The following is a 20,322-nucleotide window of genomic DNA, read 5'->3' as shown; positions in this document are numbered from 1 at the left end:
CCCCGAGAGCGTCTACCGCACGCTCATCGCCGAGGCGAACCGCGGCCTGCCGATCCTGCACCGCTACTTCGACCTGCGCCGCCGCCTGCTCAAGCTGCCCGACATGGGCCTGTGGGACATCTATCCGCCGGTCACGAAGCTCGACGTGAAGTTCGACCTCGCGACCACCCGCAAGACCACGATCGAGGCGCTGAAGCCCCTGGGCCCGGACTACGGCGCCATCTTCGCCGACGCGACCAGCAAGCCCTGGGTCCACGTCTATCCGCAGCGGGGCAAGCGTGGCGGCGCCTACGTCTTCGGCGCGGCCTACGACGTCCACCCCTACATGCTGCTGAACCACACGGACAACTACGACGGCCTCTCGACCTACGCCCACGAGTGGGGCCACGCGATGCACACGCTGCTCGCCCAGAAGGCCCAGCCCTACGAGCTCGCCGCCTACCCCACCTTCACCGCCGAGGTGGCCTCCACGGTCAACGAACAGCTGCTCGTCGCTCACATGGTCAAGGGCGCCAGGACCAAGGAGGGGAAGCTCTTCTACCTCGACCGCGTCTGCGAGATGATGCGCGGCACCTTCTACCGCCAGACCATGTTCGCCGAGTTCGAGCTGGCCGTGCACGAGGTGGCCGAGAAGGGCGAGGCGCTGTCGGGCAAGCGCGCCAGCGCCATCTACCTCGACCTGCTGAAGCGCTACCACGGGCCCAAGGTCATGATCGAGGACGCCTACGGCGCCGAGTGGATGCTGCCCGGCCACTTCTTCGACTACACCTACTACGTCTACCAGTACGCCACCTCGGTCACCGCCGCCTCGGCCTTCGCCGAGCTCATCCTGAAGGGCGGCCCCAAGGAACGGGACGCCTACCTGGGCGCGCTGAAAGCCGGCGGCTCCGACTACCCGGTCGACGTCCTCGAGCGCGCCGGCGTCGACATGACTACGCCGGCCCCCTTCCGCGCCATGCTGGCCAAGTTCGAGCGCACGCTGGACGACATGGAGAAGCTGATCGCGTGATCCCGGCGCCCGGCGGACGTGGGCGGACGCGAACAATCGCGCCCCGCTTACCCCTGCGCGAGTAAGCCGGGCCGAATGCGAAAACTCCGGCAACAGGTTGAAACCAATCGCGATCTCGAGCGCTGGTAGGTCGGCGCACATCCGTGCGCCCGCTGCTGAGGACCTATGCGCTATCGTCTCTACCTGCTGAACGAACACGGCGAAGTCCGCCGCCTGATCGAACTCGACGCCGCCGACGACGACGACGCCCGCCTCAAGGCCAAGGCGGTCAGCGATCCCCACTGGGAGCTCCTGCGGGGCTCCGAACTCATCGCCGCCAGCCCCCCCGCAGCCTGAGCACGCGCCGCGGCCTCGCCGTCCACAGCGGGACGACCTGGCCCGAAGCTCGTGACCGTCATCGCCGGAGAAGGCGGCCCACCTGGCCGCGATCCGCCCCCGGCCCAAAGGCGCTACGGCCGGGACCCTGACTATTCCACAACAATATCAATCGGATGATGATGGCGGAGAGGGTGTCCGCGCCCGCGAGGCTCCAGGGGGTCCGAAAGCGTCCCAATTCCACCTGTTTTGGGCCGTATGCGGTCGTCGTCCCGTGCGACTTCGCTGATCCGCCCCGGTCGGACTTCGCCGCTGATGCGCTCCCGCTGTTCGTCTCGAAGCACCAGGCGGCCGGCGTAGACACCGGCCCGGTCGCGACCACAGCGCCCGCGTCCCAGCGCCGCGCGGCTGACCGGCTGTCGCATCCTGTGGCAGATCGGGACCGCGCTGCCGCCTATGGTGGTGGTCGGCCGGGAGAGGCCCGGCGAGCCCATCGCGGCGGCTCTGGCTGGGGTAGGTGCGGACGCCACAGATGCGGCGTCCCTGCCCGTCCTGGCGGTCCCCCTGTGGACGCTCGCGCCGGCCGAACGGCAGTCGATCAGCCTCCCGTTCTCCCCAGCCGGCTGAATGACACCGCCAGATGAGGCGCGGTATGTGGGATTCGCTGTTCGGCCGATAATTCGTTCAACGCAATCAACGCGTTAACGCGTCTTATGGCGGAGCTTGACTCGGCCTAGGCGCTCAGAAGGACCAGCCCTCGGCTTCCATGAACTCTTCGAGCGTCAGATGCCGAACGCCGAAATGGCGGCAGATATTCGGAATCTTCGCTCCGCCTTCCTTGAATAGCTCCATCGTGACCACGCACTTATCATCGACGGCCGCCTTGGCGATTACGAACGAATCCGCGTTGCGGCCCCCTTTCAGAAGCTTCCGCTGTTCGACGTTCTGCTGGAAGTGCTGCACGCCATAAATCTGCGCCACGAACGCACCTTCCGCCGCCGTGGGTGTCGTGAAGATGGGTCCATTGTTGGCCGCCCAATTTCGAAGGTTTTCGACAGGACCATCGTCGATTTCTCGACCAACCTCCCTCGTCGATACGATGTTGCCATCGGCAACGAGTCCGTCAAACCGATCCCAAAGCGACGGAAAGCGAGCGCGATAGTAGCTCTTAAAGAGCGCGGAGAGCGGGGACGTGTCGAACACGTACATTACGCCGCCCCCCTTTCGAAATAGCTCTCCAGGGTGCTGAGATTGCGCGGCTTCGTATCGAGGAAGTCAGCTAGCTGATCCTCGTCGATGCGGTTCTGGTGATATGCGCGCAACGCCAACGCGACATACTCGCGGCCAAGGTAAGAAAGCTTCGACCAATAGTGGTCGCCGCCAGGGCCACCTTGAACCCGCTGCGCGTTCCAAGCTTCGACAGCTTCGACGTATTCGTTTTGATCGACACGGTTCCTGTCGAGGAACCGACGGAACACGACCTCTCTGCTCACATGATATCGAGCCGCGATAGCTTCAGCGGTTGCGCGGGAAGCTTCGCGTCCAGCTACGGCGGCCTCAAACTCGGCTTCAGGCAGAAGAAACTCGGCAGCGAAGCGATTGCATAGGACTTCAATTCGCTGATCTTCACCACGAAGCTGATCTATGTAGTCGTCGTGCAGTTTGTCCACACCGCTTGTATGGAAAAGAAGATGCGCTAATTCATGAAATTGCGTGAATATCTGTCGAGTCTTCGTCGAACTGTTGTTCACATAAACGATTGGGAAGTTCTCGTCGTAGAGACAGAAGCCGGAGAATTCCGGCACACGGAAAGCATCTTTGAATACGAAGATGCCGACGTTCAACAGCGCCGAACGCCATTCCTTCATTGCGGTTTCGTCGTCGCGCCACTTCTGCTGCGCTTCGAGGCTCACGCCGATGTATTCTCGCACAGTGCGAGCCATGGAGGCGATATTCACATTCGATGCGAACGCGAGATCGCGCGTGATGAGACGCTCTGACGGGTTTCGTCCGTTAGCTAGTTCGGCAAGGTTGAGTTGGAGGGCCTTCGCCTTTCTCAACAGCAGGCGAACGCGGCTTGGAAGGCGTGCATACTCGACGCCTGGGAGCGTTCGAAATGTCTCTTCAATCGGCGGAACCCGTGGAGGCTCTGGAAAGAAGAAGACTGCGATAGGGATTTTGAGAGCTTCAGAAACCGATTCAAGCTGCGGATAGGTTGGCGACGAGCGGCCATCTTCCCAGTCGCCAAACTTCCGAAACTTCTCGATAGCCGCGTCACGGCTAAGCCCGGCACGCTCGCGTGCCCAGGTGAGCAAAGCAGGGGTGACGGGAACCTGTTCGGCCATCGGATTCGATTAGAGCAGGTCGATGCAAAGTGCGCCGCTCAATTCGTAGGGCAAAAAATCAACGCCCATATTCATGTGGGCCTTTATGTGGGACAAATGGCCGGGTCGGCCAAATTATCCAATAAAAACAAATAGAAATGGCGGAGAGGGTGGGATTCGAACCCACGATACGCTTTCACGTACGCCGCATTTCGAGTGCGGTACATTCAACCACTCTGCCACCTCTCCAGAGCCGGCGCGGGCCTGTCCCGAAGGGGCCCGCCGAGCGAGGGCGCGTTCTACTCATCTCGCCGGTGTCGCGCAAGCGCGGCGTGACCTTGCGGCGACTCAGCGCGGCCAGAGGACCATCTGGGTGCAGCGGAAGACCGCGACGACCTTGCCGGTGGTCTCGTTCCTGGCCTCGGCGTCCCAGACCTGGGTCATGCGGCCGCCATGGACGAGGCGGGCCTCGCAGGTGACGCGTTCGCCCTCCCTGGCGGTGCCCAGGTAGTTGGTCTTGATCTCGATGGTGGTGAAGCCGCTGGCGCCGTCGGGCAGCGAGGCCACGCACGCATAGCCGCAGGCCGAGTCGACCAGCGCCACCACCGAGGCCGCGTGCATGAAGCCGTTGGCGGCCATGTGCTTCTGCCGCACCGTGAAGCCCCCGCGGGCGCGGCCGGCGGCCACCTCGGCCCACTCGATCTCCAGCTCGCCGGGCAGCGTGCCCTTCTGCCGCTCCGCGAACACCGCCGCCACGTTGCCGTCCATCATCGCTCGGTCGTCTCCGGATCCCGCTTCGCTCCGCAATTGGGGAACTGACGTCGCGACAGACAAGGCCCCGCATGCGCGGTCCCGCCGGGCTTGCCTGCCCCTGCGCCAATGCGGACAACTGGCGGCCAGGTCCCGACCCGAGGCGCGCGCATGTCCGAAGCACTTCCCGAAATGGTCTCGCTGGGCGCCCAGCTCGCCCAGCTCGCCGCGACGAAGGGCGAGGCGGCGGCCGTCACCTGCGCCGGGGAGACGCTGACCTACGCCGAGCTCAACCGCCGCTCGAACCGCCTCGCCCGGGCGCTCGCGGCGAAGGGCGTGAAGTACGGAGATCTCGTCACCATCGGCCTGCCCAACTCGACGGGCTTCGTGGCGGCCGCCTACGCCGTCTGGAAGCTGGGCGCGACGCCGCAGCCGGTGTCGTTCCGCCTGCCGAAGGCCGAGCTGGCCGCCATCGTCGAGCTGGCGGGCTCGCCCGTGGTCGTCGCCGACTTCGACCATGTCCTCGACGTGCCGGTGCTGACGATCGCGGAGCTCGAGGCGCTTTCGGCCGACGACAGCGACCTGCCCGACGTGACGTCGCCGGTCCTGAAGGCGCCCACCAGCGGCGGCTCGACGGGCCGGCCGAAGCTGATCCTGGCCGGTCAGCCCGCGGTCGCCGCCAAGGCCACGCCGGCCGATCCCGGCCCGTTCCGCATCCGGCCCGGCGCCACGATGGTCATCCCGGCGCCGCTCTACCACAACGCCCCGTTCGGGATGATGACCGGCGGCACCTCGGCCGGCTGCCACATCGTGCTCACCCCGCGGTTCGACCCCGAGGGAACCCTGGCCGAGATCCAGGCCCACAAGGCCGGCTGGGTCTACCTCGTGCCCACCATGATGAACCGCATCTGGCACCTGCCGGAGGCGGTGCGGGCGAAGTACGACCTCTCCACCGTCGAGATCCTCTGGCACATGGCCGCGCCCTGCCCGGCGTGGCTCAAGGAGGCCTTCATCCACTGGATCGCGCCCGGCGAGGTGATGGAGCTCTACGCCGGCACCGAGGCGCAGGCCGTCACCATCATCACCGGGACCGAGTGGCTCACCCACCGCGGCTCGGTCGGCAAGGTGGCGATCGGCGAGATGAAGGTGTTCGGCGACGACGGGGCCGAGGCGGCGCCCGGCGAGGTGGGCGAGATCTACATGCGCCGCGCGGCCGGAACGCCCGAGACCTACAGATACGTGGGCGCCACGGCGAAGGTGCTGCGCGACGGCTGGGAGAGCCTCGGCGACCTGGGCTCGTTCGACGCCGAGGGATACCTCTACCTGGCCGACCGGCGCACCGACATGATCCTGGTGGGCGGCTCCAACGTCTACCCGGCCGAGATCGAGAGCGCCCTGCAGGAGCATCCGGCCGTCGAGAGCTGCGCCGTCATCGGTCTGCCCGACGACGACCTGGGCCAGCGCATCCACGCCATCGTCAACGCCAGGGGCGAGGTCACGGCCGAGGACCTGGAGGCGCACGTGAAGGACCGCCTGGTGACCTACAAGCAGCCGCGCAGCTACGAGTTCGTCGACGAGGCCGTGCGCGACGACGCCGGCAAGGTGCGCCGCACGGCGTTGCGCGACGCGCGCATCGCGGCCATGAAGCAACCCGTGTAGAGCCGCAGAGGGGACGCGATGAGCATCAGGGGCAAGGCCTATGTGATGGGCGCGTTCGAGCATCCGACGCGCGACGCCCCCGACAGGACGACCGCACAGCTCCACGCCGAGAGCGCCAGGGGCGCGCTGGAGGACGCCGGGCTGTCGTTCGACGACGTCGACGCCTACTTCTGCGCCGGCGATGCGCCGGGGTTCGGGGCCATGTCGATGATCGACTACATGGGCCTGCGGAACGTGCGCCACATGGACACCACCGAGACCGGCGGCTCGTCCTACCTCGTCCACCTGAACCACGCCTGCCAGGCCATCGCCGAGGGCAAGGTCGACGTGGCGCTGATCACGCTCGCCGGCCGGCCGCGCAACGGCGGCGGGCGGCCCGGCATCCCCGGCGCAGCCGCCCCCAGGGACGGCCGCCTCGTCGACGGCGCGCCCGAGCAGGGCTTCGAGAGCGTGTACGGCGGCTCGACCCACAACACCTACGGCATGTGCGCCATGCGCCACATGTACGAGTACGGCACCACATCCGAACAACTGGCCTGGATCAAGGTCGCCGCCAGCCACCACGCCCAGTGGAACGAGCACGCCTTCCTGAAGGACGTGGTCACCGTCGAGCAGGTGGTGAACTCGCGCATGATCGCCGACCCGCTGCACCTGCTGGACTGCTGTGTCGTCACCGATGGCGGCGGCGCGGTCGTCGTCACTTCGCCCGCGGTGGCCCGGTCGCTGAACCGGCCGAAGGTGAGGGTGCTGGGGGCGGCCGAGGCGCCGAAGATGCCTATGGGCGGCAGGGACCTCGACCTCACCACCTGCGCGGCGGTCTGGACCGGCCCGAAGGCGTTCGCCGAGGCCGGCGTCACGCCCGCCGACATGAAGTACGCCTCGATCTACGACAGCTTCACCATCACGGTGCTGATGACGCTCGAGGACCTGGGCTTCTGCAAAAAGGGCGAGGGCGGCAAGTTCGTGGCCGACGGCAACCTGATCTCCGGCGTCGGCAAGCTGCCGTTCAACACCGACGGCGGCGGCCTGTGCAACAACCACCCGACGAACCGCGGCGGCATCACCAAGATCATCGAGACCGTCCGCCAGCTCCGCGGCGAGGCGCACCCCAAGGTGCAGGTCCCCAACTGCGACCTGGCCCTGGCCCACGGCACCGGCGGCTCGCTCGGCGTCCGCCACGGCTCGGCGACGGTCATCATGGAACGGGAGGGCTGAGCGATGTCCGAGATCATGACCCGCCCGATCCCGGCGCCCGCCGTCTCCCTGGAGACCAAGCCGTTCTTCGACGCCGCCGCCGAGGGCCGGTTCACCATCAAGCGCTGCACCGCCTGCGGCGAGGCCCACTGGTATCCGCGCGCCATCTGCCCCTACTGCCACTCCGACCGCACGGTCTGGGAGGAGAGCGCCGGGACCGGCGCGATCTACACCTATTCCGTCATGTGGCGCTCGCCGTCCGGCCCCTACGCCATCGGCTACGTCACCCTGGACGAAGGGATCGCGGTCCTCACCAACTTCGTCGATGTCGCGCCCGACGGCCTTGCGATCGGCATGCGCGTCAAGGTGAAGTTCCAGCCCACGGAGGGCGGCCCGCCCGTCCCGGTCTTCGCGCCGGTCTAGGCCTCGGCCGCCAGTTTCGCGATCAGCGCGTCGGCCTCCCACGGCCGCGTCACGCGGTGGGTGCGGATGTCCGAGCCCGCCAGCGCCGCGAACAGGGCCTCGTACTGGCGCTTCCTGCGGTCGTAGGTGTCCCAGGCCCAGCGGATGGGGTGGCCCTTGTCGAACCAGCGGGCGAAGTCCTCGCGGTTGCCCGTGCCCGGCCACAGCTCCTGCCGCCCCCAGGCCCGCGTGAACGAGCGGCGGATCACGCGGCTCATCACCAGCGGCCGCGGATAATCCAGCCACACCAGGTCGGTCGCCCGCGCCAGCAGGCTCGGCCGGGAGGTGATGTAGTTGCCGCAGCTCACCCAGGCCTCGTCCGCCATCGCCTCGGCGGCGCGGCGGACGAACTCGGCGGGGTCGGTCTCGTGCAGCGCCACCCAGCCCGGCTGCCAGGTCACCGCGTCGAGGTCGATGTGGCGCACGCCCAGCCGCGCCGCCAGCGCCCGCGCGAACGTCGTCTTCCCCGACCCCGATGTCCCGACCGCGGCGATGCGCATGGCCCGACGTCTCCCCCTGTCCTGGCTGCGCGGCGAGGCCGCCCCTGAATAGACCTCGGCTCCCGTCCCCGCCCAGGCCCTAGGCAGCGCGCCGCCGCTTGTGTGGCCAGGCCTCGGCGTCCGCCTGGGCGTCGAAGGCGGCGCGCGTGCGGAGGACCTCGTCGATGTGGTCGGCGGACCAGATGCGCACGGCGTCCATGGTGCGCGCGAGGGTCTCGCCGAGCGGGGTGATGGCGTATTCCACGGTCACCGGGACCGTCGGGCTCGCGGTGCGCGAGATCAGGCCGTCGCGTTCCAGCCCGCGCAGCGTCTGGGACAGCATCTTCTGCGAGATGCCGCCGACGGTCCGTTTCAGTTCGTTGAACCGCAACGGCCCCTTCCAGAGTGTGGCCATCACCAGCACGGCCCACTTGTTCGCCACGCGGTCGAGCAGCAGCAGCATCGGACAGTCGGCTTCGGGATGATCGGGCTTCACGTCGCGGTTTCCAGCAGGTGACCAGGTTTCGGTTCGGCGCCTTCTAACGGCACGCGAGGTTCGCGAGTAGGTTTCTGCCGGAAACCGGCCTGCGGCATAGTGCTTCGAGAAGCAAACCCGCTCGGTCGCGATTGACCCTGATCGTTGAGGAGGCCGCGTCGTGGCGAAGTTGGACGGTGCAAAGGTGTTGGTGATCGGCGGCGCGTCGGGCGTCGGGTTCGCGGTGGCCGCGGCGGCCTTGGGGGCGGGCGCGCAGGTCGTCGTCGGCTCCAGTCAGGCCGGCCGGATCGAGGCGGCGGCCAGGGCGCTGGGCGGCGGCGCGGTGGGCCGGACCGTGGACGTGAAGGACGAGGCCTCGGTCGCGGCCTTCTTCGAGGCGGCCGGCGCGTTCGACCACCTGGTGTTCACGGCGGGCGACTGGGGCCACATGTTCGGCCCCACCCGCGAACTCGACGTCGAGGCCAGCAAGGCCCGGATGGAGGTGCGGTTCTGGGGCGCCGCCCGGGCCGCCAAGTACGCGAGCCGCGAGATCGCGAAGGACGGGTCGATCACGCTCACCGGCGGCATGCTGGCGCACCGGCCGATGCCGGGCGCGCCCCTGACCACCGCGTCGGCCCATACGACCGAGGGCCTGGCGATGGGACTGGCGCGCGATCTGGCGCCTGTTCGCGTCAACGCCGTATGCCTCGGCCTGATCCTGAGCGAGCAGGTGCAGGGCATGGGCGAAGGGGCGATCAAGGGCTTCACCGCCAACCTTCCGCTGCCCCGCGGCGGAACGGTGGAAGAGGCCGCCGAGGCCTATCTCTACCTGATGCGCAACACCTACGTGACCGGCCAGGTCATCCGGGTCGACGGGGGCGGCAGCCTGGTGTGAGCCGGCCGGCTTGCGCGCCGGCGCCGACAGCCCCCTACGCCTCCTCCGCCTCGATCCCGAACTCGGCGAGGATCTCCGCCGTCTGCTCCCCCAGCTTCGGCGGGTGGCGGCGGAGGTTGCTGGGGGACTTCGAGAACTTCACCGGGGGTTTCATCAGGCGGTAGGTTCCGACGTCCGGGTGGGCGAAGGACTGGAAGAAGCCGACGGCGGCCAGATGGGGGTCGTGGTCGAGGTCGTCGAGGGTGTTGGTCTTCACGACGGGGATGGAGAGGGGCTTCAGGATATCCAGCCACTCCTGGGTCGTCTTGGTGGCGGCGGCCTGCTCGATCAGGCCGTACAGCTCGCGGGTGTGCCTGGCGCGGGTGGCGTAGTCGGCGAAGCGGGGGTCATTCTTGACGGCGTCACCGAAGCCGGCGGCGTCGAAGAACTGGTCCCACTGCTTGTCGGTGTAGGGCAGCAGGCCGATGTAGCCGTCCCTGGTGGCGAAGGGCTTGCGGTTGGGGTTCACCACCCGCTGGTAGCCCCACTGGCCCGTGGGCGGGTCGAAGGTGTGGTCGTAGAGGTGCTCGACGAGCAGGAAGCTGGTCACGCACTCGAACATCGGCACTTCGACGAACTGGCCCTCGCCGGTGCGGGCGCGGTGCAGGAGGGCGGCGGTGACGGCCTGCGAGAGGAAGAGGCCCGAGACCTTGTCGGCCACCAGGGTGGGCAGGATGCGCGGAGTCGGGTCGCCGTCCGTGCGCGGCAGCAGGTCGGCGCACCCGGAGGCCGACTGGATCAGGTCGTCGTAGGCCGGCTCGCCCGCGTAGGGACCGTCCGAGCCGTAGCCGGCGGCGTGGACGAAGACGATGTCGGGCTTGATGGCGGCCACGTCCTCGTAGGCGAGGCCAAGGCGCTTCATGCCCTCGTAGCGGATGGAGGACGCGAGCACGTCGCAGGACCTGATGATCTTCGCCAGCGCGCGCCGGGCGCTCTCCTTCTTCATGTCGAGGAGGATCGAGCGCTTGTTGCGGTTGATGTTGAGGAAGATGGGGCCCATGCCGCGCGGGGCGCCCTCGGGCAGGTGGCCCGCCCATCGCATGATGTCGCCGCCGTCGCCGCGGCCTGAGCCGGGGTCTTCCAGCTTGATGACGTCGGCGCCCTGGTCGGCCAGGATCTGGGTGCCGTAGGCGCCGTTCACGACGCTGGTGAGGTCGAGGATGCGGATGCCGGCGAGCGGCCCGGTGGCCTTCGCGCCCATGGTGTTGGTCATCCCGTTTCCTTCCCTACGCCTGCTCAAGCCTTTGGACCGTCGTCCGGAGTTCGGCAACGATCGCGTCTTCCCTGTCTTCCAGCCGCGGCACCGCGCCGGCGACGCCCACGGCGCTCATGCGGCCGAAGGGGCCCTTGGGCAGCGCCGCGCCGATGATGCCGACGCCGGGCGAGATGGCGTTCTTCGAGAAGGCGTAGCCGCGGGCGCGGACCTCGCCGACGCGGCTCATCAGCTCCTCGCGGGTCTGGCCGCCGCTCTCGCCCGCGGCGTTGATGCGCCGGCGCAGGCGCTCGATCTCGGCGTCGGTTTTCCCGGAGAGCAGCACGAGGCCGAGGCCCGAGCGGGCCAGGGGCCTGAGCGTGCCGGGCTGGACACGGGCCTGCAGCGGCTCGGCCGAGTGGACCAGATGGACGTACTGCGCGTGCAGGTCGCTCTGCACCGCCAGGATCACCGTCTCGCCGGTGCGCGCGGCCAGGGCCTCAAGCGCCGGCAGGAGCTGGCCGTCGCCGAACAGCGCCTGCGGCACCCATGACCCCAGCACCGAGATGCGCATGGTGGGGAAGTAGGTCCGCCGTTCGCGGTCGTAGTCGAGGTAGCCGAGCTGGACGAGGGACTTGAGCAGCGCCGAGCCGGACGAGGTGGGATAGCCCAGCTCGTCGAGGATCTCCTTCAGCGCCAGCGGGCGGCGGTGGCGCGCGAAGACCTCGAGGATCTCCAGCGCCCGCTTCGCCGACTTGACCGCGCTCTCGGCCACTTCTTCCCCGAAGTTGCAGTTAGAAAACACATATGTGGAAATATCATCCACATATGGGCGAATATCGCAGGGCCTAGTATCCGTTCGTCCGGGCCTGTTCAATGGTCTCCAGGAACCAGGGGAAACGCCATGCACTTCGAGCTCGCCGAAGAGCACCGCATGCTCAAGGACCTCGTGGCGAAGTTCGTGAAGGACGAACTGATGCCGCTGGAGGCCGGCGTCATGCAGCGCGAGGCCGAGGGCAAGGGCCTGGGCATCGGCGCGGAGGATCACGCCCGCCTCGATGCGAAGGCCCACGAGCTGGGCCTGTTCGGCCTGGACGCGCCCGAGGACGTCGGCGGCTCGGACCTGCCGATGACCGCGATGGTGGGCGTCGAGGAGGAGATCGGGCGGTGCATCACGCCCTACACCCTGCCGCCGGATTCGCCCAACCTGCGCATGTTGATGGCCACGGTGAACGAACGGCAGCGCGAGGCGTACCTGGCGCCCTACGTGGCCGGCAAGGTGAGTTCGGCGATCGGCATCTCCGAGCCGGGCGCGGGATCGGACCCGGCCGGCATGACCACCCATGCCCGGCGCGACGGCGACGACTGGATCATCAACGGCCGGAAGATCTGGATCACGCGTGCGGCGGAGTCGGACTTCACCATCCTGATGGCGGTGACCGACCGGGAGAAGGGCGCGCGGGGCGGCATGAGCGCCTTCCTGGTCGACAAGGGCACGCCCGGGTTCAACATCCTGCGCCGGATCCCGATGCTGGGCGGGCAGTACAGCTACGAGATCGCGCTGGAGGACTGCCGGGTCGAGGGCTGGAAGCTCTTGGGCCAGGAGGGCGCGGGGTTCGCGCCGATGCAGGTGCGGCTGGGCACGCGGCGGATCCAGATGGCGGCCTGGTCGGTGGGCATGGCGCAGCGGGCCATGGAGATGGTCATCGAGTACGCCCCGCAGCGGAAGACGTTCGGCGTGCCGCTCGCCGAGCGGCAGGCGATCCAGTTCTGGGTGGCCGAGGCCGCGACCAAGATCCACGCCACGCGGCTGATGACCTACGACTGCGCCTGGAAGCTCGACAACGGGCGTGACGTCCGCTCCGAGATCAGCATGATCAAGTGGTTCGCCACCGAGATGGCCTACGAGACCGTGGACCGCGCCATGCAGGCGTTCGGCGCCATGGGGATGACGAAGGAAATCCCGCTGCAGCTCATGCAGGCCAAGCTGCGGACGATGCGGATCTACGACGGCCCCAGCGAAGTGCATAAGTGGGTCGTGGCCAGGAACCTGTTGGGGACGCGAAAGTGATGCAGAGCGAGTTTGGCGAACACGTGAAGGTCGCCGTCGACGGCAACGTCGCCCTGGTGACCATCGACCGGCCCCCGCACAACCACGTGTCGGTCGACTTCATGAAGGACCTGGCCGACGCCTTCGACGCTATCGACGCGGAGACGGTCGTGCGCTGCTCCTTGCTGCAGGCGCAGGGCAAGAATTTCTGCGCCGGCGCCGACCTGGTGCGGACCGAGGGCGAGGGCGGCCTGGGCGCGGTGAACCCGCTCTACGACCAGGCGGTGCGGCTGTTTTCGGCGCAGAAGCCGATCGTGGCGGCCGTGCAGGGCGCCGCCGTGGGCGCGGGCCTGGGCCTGGTGGTCGTGGCCGACTTCCGCATCGCCTCGCCCGACGCCAAGTTCGCCGCCAACTTCGTGAAGCTGGGCTTCCACCCGGGCTTCGGCCTGACGCACACCCTGCCGCGCCTGATCGGCCCGGTGAAGGCTTCGCTGATGTGCCTGACGGCGCGGCGCGTGAAGGCCGAGGACGCGCTCGCCTGGGGCCTGGTGGACGAGGTCGTGCCGCTGGAAGACCTGCGCGCGGCGGCGCTGACGCTGGCCAGGGAGATCGCCGAGAACGCGCCGCTGGCGCTGGTGGCCACCCGCAAGACGATGCGCGGCGACCTCGCCGCCGCGGTCCGCGCCCAGACCGACAAGGAAGCCGTCGAGCAGGGCATTCTGCGCAAGACCGAGGACTACGCCGAGGGTGTGCGCTCGGTGGCGGAGCGCCGGGTCGGGAACTTCGTCGGACGATGAAGCGGGTTCTCGTCGCCCTTGCGCTCTTCGCCGCGATTCCGGCGGCGGCCGAGGAGACGGTGGCCGTGCGCACGCGCGCCGACGCCGTCGGCGACGTCTACCGCTTCAGGAGCGAGTCCCGCTACGCCGAGAAGAACGCGGACGGCCAGGCCAGCCAGCACAACACCCAGGTGTTCGAGGTGCAGGTCCTGGGCGTCGGGCCGGACGCGCTGAAGCTGCGCTACACGCTGAAGGAGGTCAGCCTCACCGACTCCTCCGGCCCGGCGATGGAGACGGCGCTGAAGGCCCTGATCGGCGTGCCGCTCGACTTCCGCCTGCGGGGCGACGGCGTGCTCGTCGGCCTCGACAACTGGGACGAGTTCAAGGGCCGCGTGCTGGCCGGCGTCGACGCCGTCCTGCCGCGGCTGGACCCGATCCGCAACACCTACCACCAGCGTTTCGCCCAGGAGCCGATGTACGCGGCGCAGGACATGGTGCTGGGCGACGTGCGCCTGCTGGCGATCATGGAACCGAAGGGGACCACGCCGCTCGGCTCGAACGTCGTCGTCGACCATCGCCGCAGCCCGCCCGGCCGCGCGCTCTCGGACGTCCGCGTCCTGAAGGCCGGCTGCACCGTGCGCGTGACCCGCGCCGCGGTCGGCGGCACCGCGGGCGTGCAGCAGGACTTCACCACCGACGCCGTCGTCTCCAGCCGCGACGGCCGCACCATCAGCCTGAACCAGCGCCGCGTCGAACGCGCCGGCGGCTCCTCCATCGACGAACAGGTCACCATCCGCCGCCTGAGCGCCGCCCCGGACTGCTGAAGCGGGCGACCGCGGCTCCGGCGCCGCGCGACGTTCGCAGGTGCAGCGTTTCGGGGGCGATACGGCGCGGTCAGGCATCGCGCCCGCAGGCGGGCTCGACCTCCGGCGCGGCCCGTGGCCATCGCGCGGCGCTAGCCTGGCTAGATCTGGGGACCGGCGTAGATCCGCTCCAGGGCGAAGGCGGCTGCGCCGTGACCCAGACTGGACAGCCCGGGGCGCAGCACGAGCTCCGTGCGCTCGCGGATCTGGGGCAGGACCTGCGCCTCGAAGGCCCGGGTCAGCGCCGGGCCCATCAGGCCCGCCATCACGCCCGCCTCGAACTGGATGACGATGCGCGCCGGTCCGATCAGGGTCGCCACGTTGGCGACCGCCTTGCCCAGGACGCCGGCCGCGCCGTCCAGGATGGCGGTGATGCGAGGATCCCCGGACTGAGCCCGGGCCAGGACCTCGTTGGTGGCCGCCCGCCAGTTGTCGGGACGCCCCTCGAACCCGAGCCCGAGGCCCTGGCGCACGATGCTGGCCTGGCTCACATGCGCGGTGACGCAGTCCCACGCGCCGCAGACGCAGCGGATGGGTGAGTTGAGGCCCATCTTCATGTGGCCGATCTCGCCGGCCATCCCCGCCGGACCCGTGACCAGCGCACCCGCGACGTAGAAGCCCATGCCGACGCCCTGGCCCACCAGCACGACGGCGAAGTCGTCGGTCCGGGGCTCGCTGAACCAGTACTCTGCGCGGGCCGCGACATTGGCGGTGTTGTCGACATTGACGGGCACGCCCAGACGCGCCTGCAGCACGTCGGCCAGGGGATAGGATTCGGCGACGATCCCGGGCGCCCAGCGCACGACGCCGCTCACGGAATCGACCAGGCCGGGCAGGCCGACGCCCACGCCGGCGAGGTCGCCGATCGCCACCCCCGCCTGGCCGGCGAGCTGGTCCAGTCCCCCGGCGATCGCGTCGGCCAGAGCCGGGCCGGATCCGGGCAGCGGCGTGGAACTCTCCAGCGCCGCGATCCGCCCGCCGCCGAGATCGGCGATCTCGAACTGCATGCGGTCGGGGCCGAAGACGCCGACGCCCGCGATCAGGGCGGCCCGGCTGTTGAGTTCGAGCAGGAGTCGCGGCCGACCGCGGCCCGACGCCCCGGCGGCGGGGACCCGCGCGGCCACCAGCAGGCCCTCGGCCAGCAGTTCGTCGACGATCACCTGGACCGTGCCGGCCGCGAGCCCCGTGATCTGTTCCAGCCCCTGGCGCGTGACCGGCGCGTGGCGGCGGATCGCGAGCAGGATGCGCGAGCGGTTCAGCCGACGGCTGAGGTCGGGGCGACGGAAGGCGGGCTCGGGCGAGCCGCCCGGAAGCTTCGGCATCATCGACTAATGCCACGCCCGCACGGCCGCGACACCCCCGAGACGGACGGCTTGACAGCGATTGCGGCAACGGTCATTTATTTTCCTCAACTACTGAGAATATTATTCGAGGGGGAGAGCGATGATCAAGGCCGCGCTGTCGCATCGCGCCATGCTGCTGTCGTCCGCCGTGCTGAGCGCCTGTGCGCTGGCGGGCGCAGCTCAGGCCCAGGCCGCCGACGAGACGGCGGTCGAGGAGGTGGTCGTCACCGCCCAGAAGCGGACCGAGCGGCTGCAGGACGTGCCGCTGGCCGTGACTGCGGTCACGTCGGACGCGCTGCAGGCGCGGCAGGTGAACGACACCAACAGCCTGACCCAGGCGGTGCCGTCCCTTACCTTCCAGCAGGGCAGCAACCCCGGGAACACCAGCTTCCGCATCCGCGGGATCGGCTCGGCGCTGTTCGGCCAGGGCGCGGAATCGGCGGTCTCGGTCGTGGTGGACGGCGTGGTCGCGGCGCGCCAGAGCCAGGGCTTCGCCGACTTCGCCGACATCGAACGGATCGAGGTCCTGCGCGGTCCGCAGGGCACGCTGTTCGGCCGCAACGCCACCGCGGGCGTCATCAACGTGGTGACCCGCGCACCCAGCTCCGACTTCGAGGGCGCCGTGGAGAGCACCTGGGCCGAGGGGCAGGAGTACCGCGTGCGCGGCACCATGTCGGGGCCGCTGACCGAGGCGCTGAAGGGCCGCCTGACCGGCTACTACAACGACGTCGGCGGCATCGCGCGCAACGTGGTCACCGGGCGCAAGGTCAACGGCTACGAGAGCTGGGGCGCCCGCGGCAAGCTGCTGTGGGATGCGACGGAAGACCTGAAGATCACGGCGGCCGCCGACTATCGCGAGAACGATGCGCTGTGCTGCGCCTTCGTGCCGATCCAGATCGTCAATCCGGTGGTGGCGCAACTGACCCGGCCGGTGGTGGCCTCGCGCGACAACCGCGCCCTGCCCGAGAACGAGGAGACCCGCGCGCGCACGCTGCAGGCCACCTACTCGCTGCAAGCCGACTGGGACCTGGGCTTTGCGACGGTGACCTCGATCACCGCCAAGCAACACTACAATCTCGACCAGGCCCTGCCGGTGGATCGGATCGATTCCACGCCGGTGCGCTTCGTGGGGCCCGCCGCCTACGCCGCCTTCGACGTCAACGGCGGCACGATCAACCTGGGCAACCTCACCCAGGAACTGCGGATCGCATCGAACGGCGAACGGGCCCTGACCTATGTGGCGGGCGTGTTCTACTCCGACTTGCACATCGACCGGCACTTCGACCGACGCAACGCCACCTGCGTGACCGGCGTCGTGGGCCAGCCTTGCGCAGCGCCTGTCTTCCAGTCGTCGTTCAGCGACGCGCGACTGAACGCCGAAAGCATCGCGGCCTTCGGACAGGCGGAGTACCGCGTGACGGACGGGCTGAAGCTGATCGCCGGCCTGCGGGTGCAGAAGGACGAGGTGTCGGTGCGCGGCGCCCGCAACGCGCCGCTCGTACCGGGCGACCGCATCTTTCCCGGCAACAACCCGATCAGCGGCAAGGTGTCGGCCAGCGACACCGGCATCTCGGGCAAGGCCGGCGTGCAGTACGAATTCAGCCGCAACGCCCAGGCCTATGCGACGTACACGCGCGGCTACAAGGGCCTGGCGCTGGACACCGAAATCACCGCGAACTTCGCGGCCCAGCCGGTCGTGCGCCCCGAGACGGTCGACGCCTACGAAGTGGGCTTCAAGGGCAGAACGGCCGACGGCGCGCTGAGCGTCGCCGCCGCGGTGTTCCTGGCCGACTACTCGAACCTCCAGGTCAACGCCAACCGGTCCGATCCCAACACCGGCGTGATCGCCTTCGTCACGACGAACGCCGGGTCGTCGACGACGAAGGGCGTCGAGATCGAGGCGTCGTGGCGGCCGTCGCGGCTGTTCACGCTGGATGCGGGGCTGACCTATGCGGACAGCAGCATCGACCTGAACGGCGCGAACTGTCCGCTGCAGTTCCAGGCCGCGGCCCAGACCCTCACCGGCAACTTCCCGGTGAACACCTGCTATCGCCGCAGCACCACGGTGAACGGCGTGACCACCGTCTCGGGCCCGCTGCAGGACATCCGCGACGGCCGGCTGCCGGCCGGGCCACGCTGGCGCATCAATGTCGCGCCGCGACTGGAGCACGAGATCCTCGACACCGGCTTCACAGGCTTCATCCAGACCGTCGTGGCCTACCAGAGCGCCCAGAGCTTCTCGCTGGAGCAGGACCCGCTGGTCCGCCAGAAGGCGTACACCCTGGTGGACGTCACCGTGGGCGTCCGCTCGCCCGACGACCGCTACACGGTGCGGCTGTTCGTGAAGAACCTGTTCGACGTGAACTACTTCACGTCCGTCGCGCACAATGGCCTGCTGGCCACGGCGGCCAGCCCGCTCGACCTCGTGGCCGTCTACAACAAGGACGCCGACCGCTATGTCGGCGCTACGCTCGGCCTGAAGTTCTAGTGCGTTTCCGGGCCATGGAGCCGGCGAGGCTCCATGGCTCCCTCGTCCGAGTCCCCGCCCCCATGCCCCAGAACCGCCGTTCGTTCCTGGCCGCCGCCGCGGCGCTCGCGGCCACCCCCGGCGCCGGCCTGTCCGCGCCCAGGGCGCCGCGGCAGAAGCCCAACTTCATCGTCGTGATGTGCGACGACCTGGGCTACGGCGACATCGGGGCCTTCGGCGGCCCGATCCCGACGCCCCACCTGGACCGCCTGGCAGCGTCGGGGACGGCGATGACCGACTTCTACGCCGCAGCCAACCTCTGCACGCCGTCGCGCGCGGGCCTGCTGACCGGGCGCTATCCGATCCGCACCGGGCTGGCGCGCGGCGTGATCATGCAGAACGACCCGCGTGGATTGCCGCTGGCCGAGGTCACCATGGCCGAGGCCTTGAAGCCCGACTACGCCACCGCCCTGATCGGCAAGTGGCACCTCGGACACAGCGGGCCGAGCTGGCCGCCGACCCGGCACGGCTTCGACCTCTTCTTCGGCCTGCCCTACAGCCACGACATGCTGCCGCTGTCGCTGTACGAGGCGAGCGCCGACGCCGCGCCGGCGCGCGAGGACCTGGACTACCCGCAGCTCCAGCAGCGCTTCTGCCAGCGCGCCGAGCGGTTCATCACCGAGAACGCGGCCCGCCCGTTCCTCCTGAACCTGTGGCTGAGCGCGCCGCACCTGCCGAACTTCCCGGACGCCCGGCATGATGGACGCACCGAGTTCGGCCTCTACGGCGATACGGTGGCTGAGATCGACGACATCGTGGGGCGGCTGAGCGCCCTCCTGGCGCGGCTGGGCCTCACCCGCGACACGCTGGTGGTCTTCACGTCGGACAACGGGCCGTGGTTCGAGGGATCGGCCGGCCGGCTGCGGGCCCGCAAGGGCGGGGCGGCCTATGACGGCGGCTATCGCGTGCCGTTCATCGCCAGCCGGCCCGGAACCGTCCGCGCCGGCCAGCGGACACCGGCCATCGGCATGGGCGTCGACCTCCTGCCCACCTTCTGCGCCATGGCGGGACGGCCGCCGCCCGCCGGCGTCGAGATCGACGGCCGGGACCTGACCGCCACCCTGACCCATGGCGCCCCCTCGCCGCACGACGAACTCCTGCTGTTCAACGACGAGGACGTGGTCGCCGTCCGCACGCAGCGCTGGAAGTACGTCGCGGCCGACCACTACCGCGGAACGGTGCTCGACATCCGGGACGACGGCTATCCGCAGCTCTACGACATGGCGCACGATCCTGGGGAGACCTACAGCCTGGCGGCTCGCCAGCCCCAGGCGCTGCACGAGATGACCGCCCGGCTGGCACGCGCCCGGGCCCGGTTCGAGCCTCTGCGAAAGGGGCCGAGCGGCATCGTCAGCCGGCCCGGCCCGCGCGCCGTGCCCGAGGTCTTCCGCGACTGAAGGCCGGGTCTCGCAAGACCGCCCCGCCGCCGTTCACCCCGCGCTGAACCGCGCTCCCGCCGCACGTTCGCATTCGGCCGCGAGCTCCCTGAAGAGGAGCGACAGGATCACGAGCGCGCGGCCCTCGACGTCGGGGGCCTCGGCGCCGGCGTGCCAGTCGACGTTCATGCTGAAGGCGAGTTCGGGGCTCAGGGCGTTGCTGACCACGACGCCGACGGCGGCCTCGCCCGGCGCGCCGGGGATGGCCCTGGGGGCGACGGCCCAGCGGAGCTGCTCCGGCGAGCTCACAGCCGTTCCATCTGCCCGAGCTGGCGCGCGGCGCCGACGATGGCCGGATAGGGGTGCTGCACGAGGCAGGTCGGGATGGCCGCGACGTAGTCGGAGAGGCGGCCCTTGTCCTCGAAGCGCCTGCGGAACGACCCGGACGCGAGCTTCTCGGCGATGCGGGGCGCGATGCCGCCCGAGACGAACACCCCGCCGCGGGCCCCGAAGGTGAGCGCCAGGTCGCCCGCCACCGACCCCAGGATGCCGCCGAACCGGTCCAGCGTCGCCGCCGCCAGCGGATCGCCCACC

The 20,322-nt window shown here is 69.3% G+C and carries 21 protein-coding genes and 1 tRNA gene; 11 read left to right on the top strand and 11 right to left on the bottom strand.

Annotated elements, in window-relative coordinates; all coding sequences use genetic code 11:
• Nucleotides 1-1,009: M3 family oligoendopeptidase (locus JNL41_RS09005; RefSeq protein ID WP_293474170.1), on the top strand; the 1,009-nt coding region annotated here is incomplete at its 5' end.
• A gap of 165 nt (nucleotides 1,010-1,174) precedes the next feature.
• A complete protein-coding gene (locus JNL41_RS09000) occupies nucleotides 1,175-1,345 on the top strand; it encodes a hypothetical protein (RefSeq protein ID WP_293474168.1) in 171 nt (56 codons plus the stop codon).
• Between the two features lie 720 nt (nucleotides 1,346-2,065).
• Here JNL41_RS09000 and JNL41_RS08995 read toward each other — a convergent pair.
• The 4 genes from JNL41_RS08995 to JNL41_RS08980 form a co-directional block, all read right to left on the bottom strand.
• Entirely contained in the window at nucleotides 2,066-2,533 is a 468-nt protein-coding gene (locus JNL41_RS08995) for a PIN domain-containing protein (RefSeq protein ID WP_293474166.1), read from the bottom strand.
• Nucleotides 2,533-3,669 (bottom strand): ImmA/IrrE family metallo-endopeptidase, encoded by a 1,137-nt coding sequence (locus JNL41_RS08990; RefSeq protein ID WP_293474164.1) that lies wholly within the window; start codon nucleotides 3,667-3,669, stop codon nucleotides 2,533-2,535. Before JNL41_RS08990 ends, JNL41_RS08995 begins: the two co-directional genes overlap by 1 nt.
• 138 nt (nucleotides 3,670-3,807) lie before the next feature.
• A tRNA-Ser gene (locus JNL41_RS08985) sits at nucleotides 3,808-3,897 on the bottom strand.
• Between the two features lie 99 nt (nucleotides 3,898-3,996).
• The gene (locus tag JNL41_RS08980; protein WP_293474162.1) at nucleotides 3,997-4,419 is read right to left on the bottom strand and encodes a PaaI family thioesterase; all 423 of its coding nucleotides are present in this window, start codon (nucleotides 4,417-4,419) and stop codon (nucleotides 3,997-3,999) included.
• Nucleotides 4,420-4,569: 150 nt separating this feature from the next.
• Between JNL41_RS08980 and JNL41_RS08975 the strand changes: the two genes are divergently transcribed.
• From JNL41_RS08975 to JNL41_RS08965, 3 genes are read left to right on the top strand one after another with little or no spacing between them, the layout of a single operon-like run.
• The gene (locus JNL41_RS08975; protein ID WP_293474161.1) at nucleotides 4,570-6,057 is read left to right on the top strand and encodes an AMP-binding protein; all 1,488 of its coding nucleotides are present in this window, start codon (nucleotides 4,570-4,572) and stop codon (nucleotides 6,055-6,057) included.
• An 18-nt stretch (nucleotides 6,058-6,075) separates the two neighbouring features.
• Entirely contained in the window at nucleotides 6,076-7,272 is a 1,197-nt protein-coding gene (locus tag JNL41_RS08970) for a thiolase domain-containing protein (RefSeq protein WP_293474159.1), read from the top strand.
• 3 nt (nucleotides 7,273-7,275) lie between these two features.
• Nucleotides 7,276-7,674 carry a Zn-ribbon domain-containing OB-fold protein gene (locus tag JNL41_RS08965; RefSeq protein ID WP_293474157.1) on the top strand — a complete coding sequence of 133 codons (399 nt, stop codon included), beginning with the start codon at nucleotides 7,276-7,278 and terminating at the stop codon, nucleotides 7,672-7,674.
• Here the strand turns inward: JNL41_RS08965 and JNL41_RS08960 are convergent.
• Complete coding sequence (locus JNL41_RS08960) at nucleotides 7,671-8,213, bottom strand: shikimate kinase (protein WP_293474155.1); 543 nt, start codon at nucleotides 8,211-8,213, stop codon at nucleotides 7,671-7,673. The two genes, JNL41_RS08965 and JNL41_RS08960, sit on opposite strands and share 4 nt — an antisense overlap.
• 79 nt (nucleotides 8,214-8,292) lie before the next feature.
• Nucleotides 8,293-8,688 carry a helix-turn-helix domain-containing protein gene (locus JNL41_RS08955; RefSeq protein ID WP_293474153.1) on the bottom strand — a complete coding sequence of 132 codons (396 nt, stop codon included), beginning with the start codon at nucleotides 8,686-8,688 and terminating at the stop codon, nucleotides 8,293-8,295.
• Nucleotides 8,689-8,848: 160 nt separating this feature from the next.
• Between JNL41_RS08955 and JNL41_RS08950 the strand changes: the two genes are divergently transcribed.
• Nucleotides 8,849-9,562, top strand: a complete 714-nt coding sequence (locus tag JNL41_RS08950; RefSeq protein WP_293474151.1) for an SDR family oxidoreductase — start codon at nucleotides 8,849-8,851, stop codon at nucleotides 9,560-9,562.
• Nucleotides 9,563-9,596: 34 nt separating this feature from the next.
• Here JNL41_RS08950 and JNL41_RS08945 read toward each other — a convergent pair whose 3' ends face one another.
• Together JNL41_RS08945 and JNL41_RS08940 are read right to left on the bottom strand one after the other, a co-directional pair.
• On the bottom strand, nucleotides 9,597-10,814 hold the full coding sequence (locus tag JNL41_RS08945) for a CoA transferase (protein WP_293474149.1): 1,218 nt from the start codon (nucleotides 10,812-10,814) through the stop codon (nucleotides 9,597-9,599).
• Nucleotides 10,815-10,827: 13 nt separating this feature from the next.
• On the bottom strand, nucleotides 10,828-11,568 hold the full coding sequence (locus JNL41_RS08940) for an IclR family transcriptional regulator (RefSeq protein ID WP_293474147.1): 741 nt from the start codon (nucleotides 11,566-11,568) through the stop codon (nucleotides 10,828-10,830).
• Between the two features lie 129 nt (nucleotides 11,569-11,697).
• Between JNL41_RS08940 and JNL41_RS08935 the strand changes: the two genes are divergently transcribed.
• The 3 genes from JNL41_RS08935 to JNL41_RS08925 are packed head-to-tail and all read left to right on the top strand — an operon-like array spanning nucleotide 11,698 to nucleotide 14,443.
• The gene (locus JNL41_RS08935; RefSeq protein WP_293474145.1) at nucleotides 11,698-12,864 is read left to right on the top strand and encodes an acyl-CoA dehydrogenase family protein; all 1,167 of its coding nucleotides are present in this window, start codon (nucleotides 11,698-11,700) and stop codon (nucleotides 12,862-12,864) included.
• Nucleotides 12,864-13,640, top strand: coding sequence for an enoyl-CoA hydratase/isomerase family protein (locus JNL41_RS08930; protein ID WP_293474143.1), 777 nt, complete (start codon nucleotides 12,864-12,866; stop codon nucleotides 13,638-13,640). The genes JNL41_RS08935 and JNL41_RS08930 overlap by 1 nt, the downstream gene beginning before the upstream one ends.
• A complete protein-coding gene (locus JNL41_RS08925) occupies nucleotides 13,637-14,443 on the top strand; it encodes a hypothetical protein (protein ID WP_293474141.1) in 807 nt (268 codons plus the stop codon). The genes JNL41_RS08930 and JNL41_RS08925 overlap by 4 nt, the downstream gene beginning before the upstream one ends.
• Before the next feature lie 140 nt (nucleotides 14,444-14,583).
• On the opposite strand, the gene JNL41_RS08920 is transcribed toward JNL41_RS08925, so the two are convergent.
• The gene (locus JNL41_RS08920) at nucleotides 14,584-15,807 is read right to left on the bottom strand and encodes an ROK family transcriptional regulator (protein ID WP_293474139.1); all 1,224 of its coding nucleotides are present in this window, start codon (nucleotides 15,805-15,807) and stop codon (nucleotides 14,584-14,586) included.
• 118 nt (nucleotides 15,808-15,925) lie between these two features.
• Here JNL41_RS08920 and JNL41_RS08915 point away from each other — a divergent pair, with 118 nt between their 5' ends.
• Together JNL41_RS08915 and JNL41_RS08910 are read left to right on the top strand one after the other, a co-directional pair.
• Complete coding sequence (locus JNL41_RS08915) at nucleotides 15,926-18,313, top strand: TonB-dependent receptor (protein ID WP_293474137.1); 2,388 nt, start codon at nucleotides 15,926-15,928, stop codon at nucleotides 18,311-18,313.
• A gap of 62 nt (nucleotides 18,314-18,375) precedes the next feature.
• On the top strand, nucleotides 18,376-19,749 hold the full coding sequence (locus JNL41_RS08910; RefSeq protein WP_293474135.1) for a sulfatase-like hydrolase/transferase: 1,374 nt from the start codon (nucleotides 18,376-18,378) through the stop codon (nucleotides 19,747-19,749).
• 33 nt (nucleotides 19,750-19,782) lie between these two features.
• Here the strand turns inward: JNL41_RS08910 and JNL41_RS08905 are convergent, their stop codons facing one another.
• A complete protein-coding gene (locus JNL41_RS08905) occupies nucleotides 19,783-20,037 on the bottom strand; it encodes a hypothetical protein (RefSeq protein ID WP_293474133.1) in 255 nt (84 codons plus the stop codon).
• The coding region (locus tag JNL41_RS08900; protein WP_293474131.1) for a glucokinase at nucleotides 20,034-20,322 on the bottom strand (289 nt) is incomplete at its 5' end. The genes JNL41_RS08905 and JNL41_RS08900, both read right to left, overlap by 4 nt.

Origin of the sequence: Phenylobacterium sp. (genome assembly GCF_016793285.1) — a bacterium.
Taxonomy (GTDB): Bacteria; Pseudomonadota; Alphaproteobacteria; order Caulobacterales; family Caulobacteraceae; genus Phenylobacterium.
Note: the sequence above shows the minus strand (reverse complement) of the source record. Positions and strands in the feature narration are given on the sequence as shown.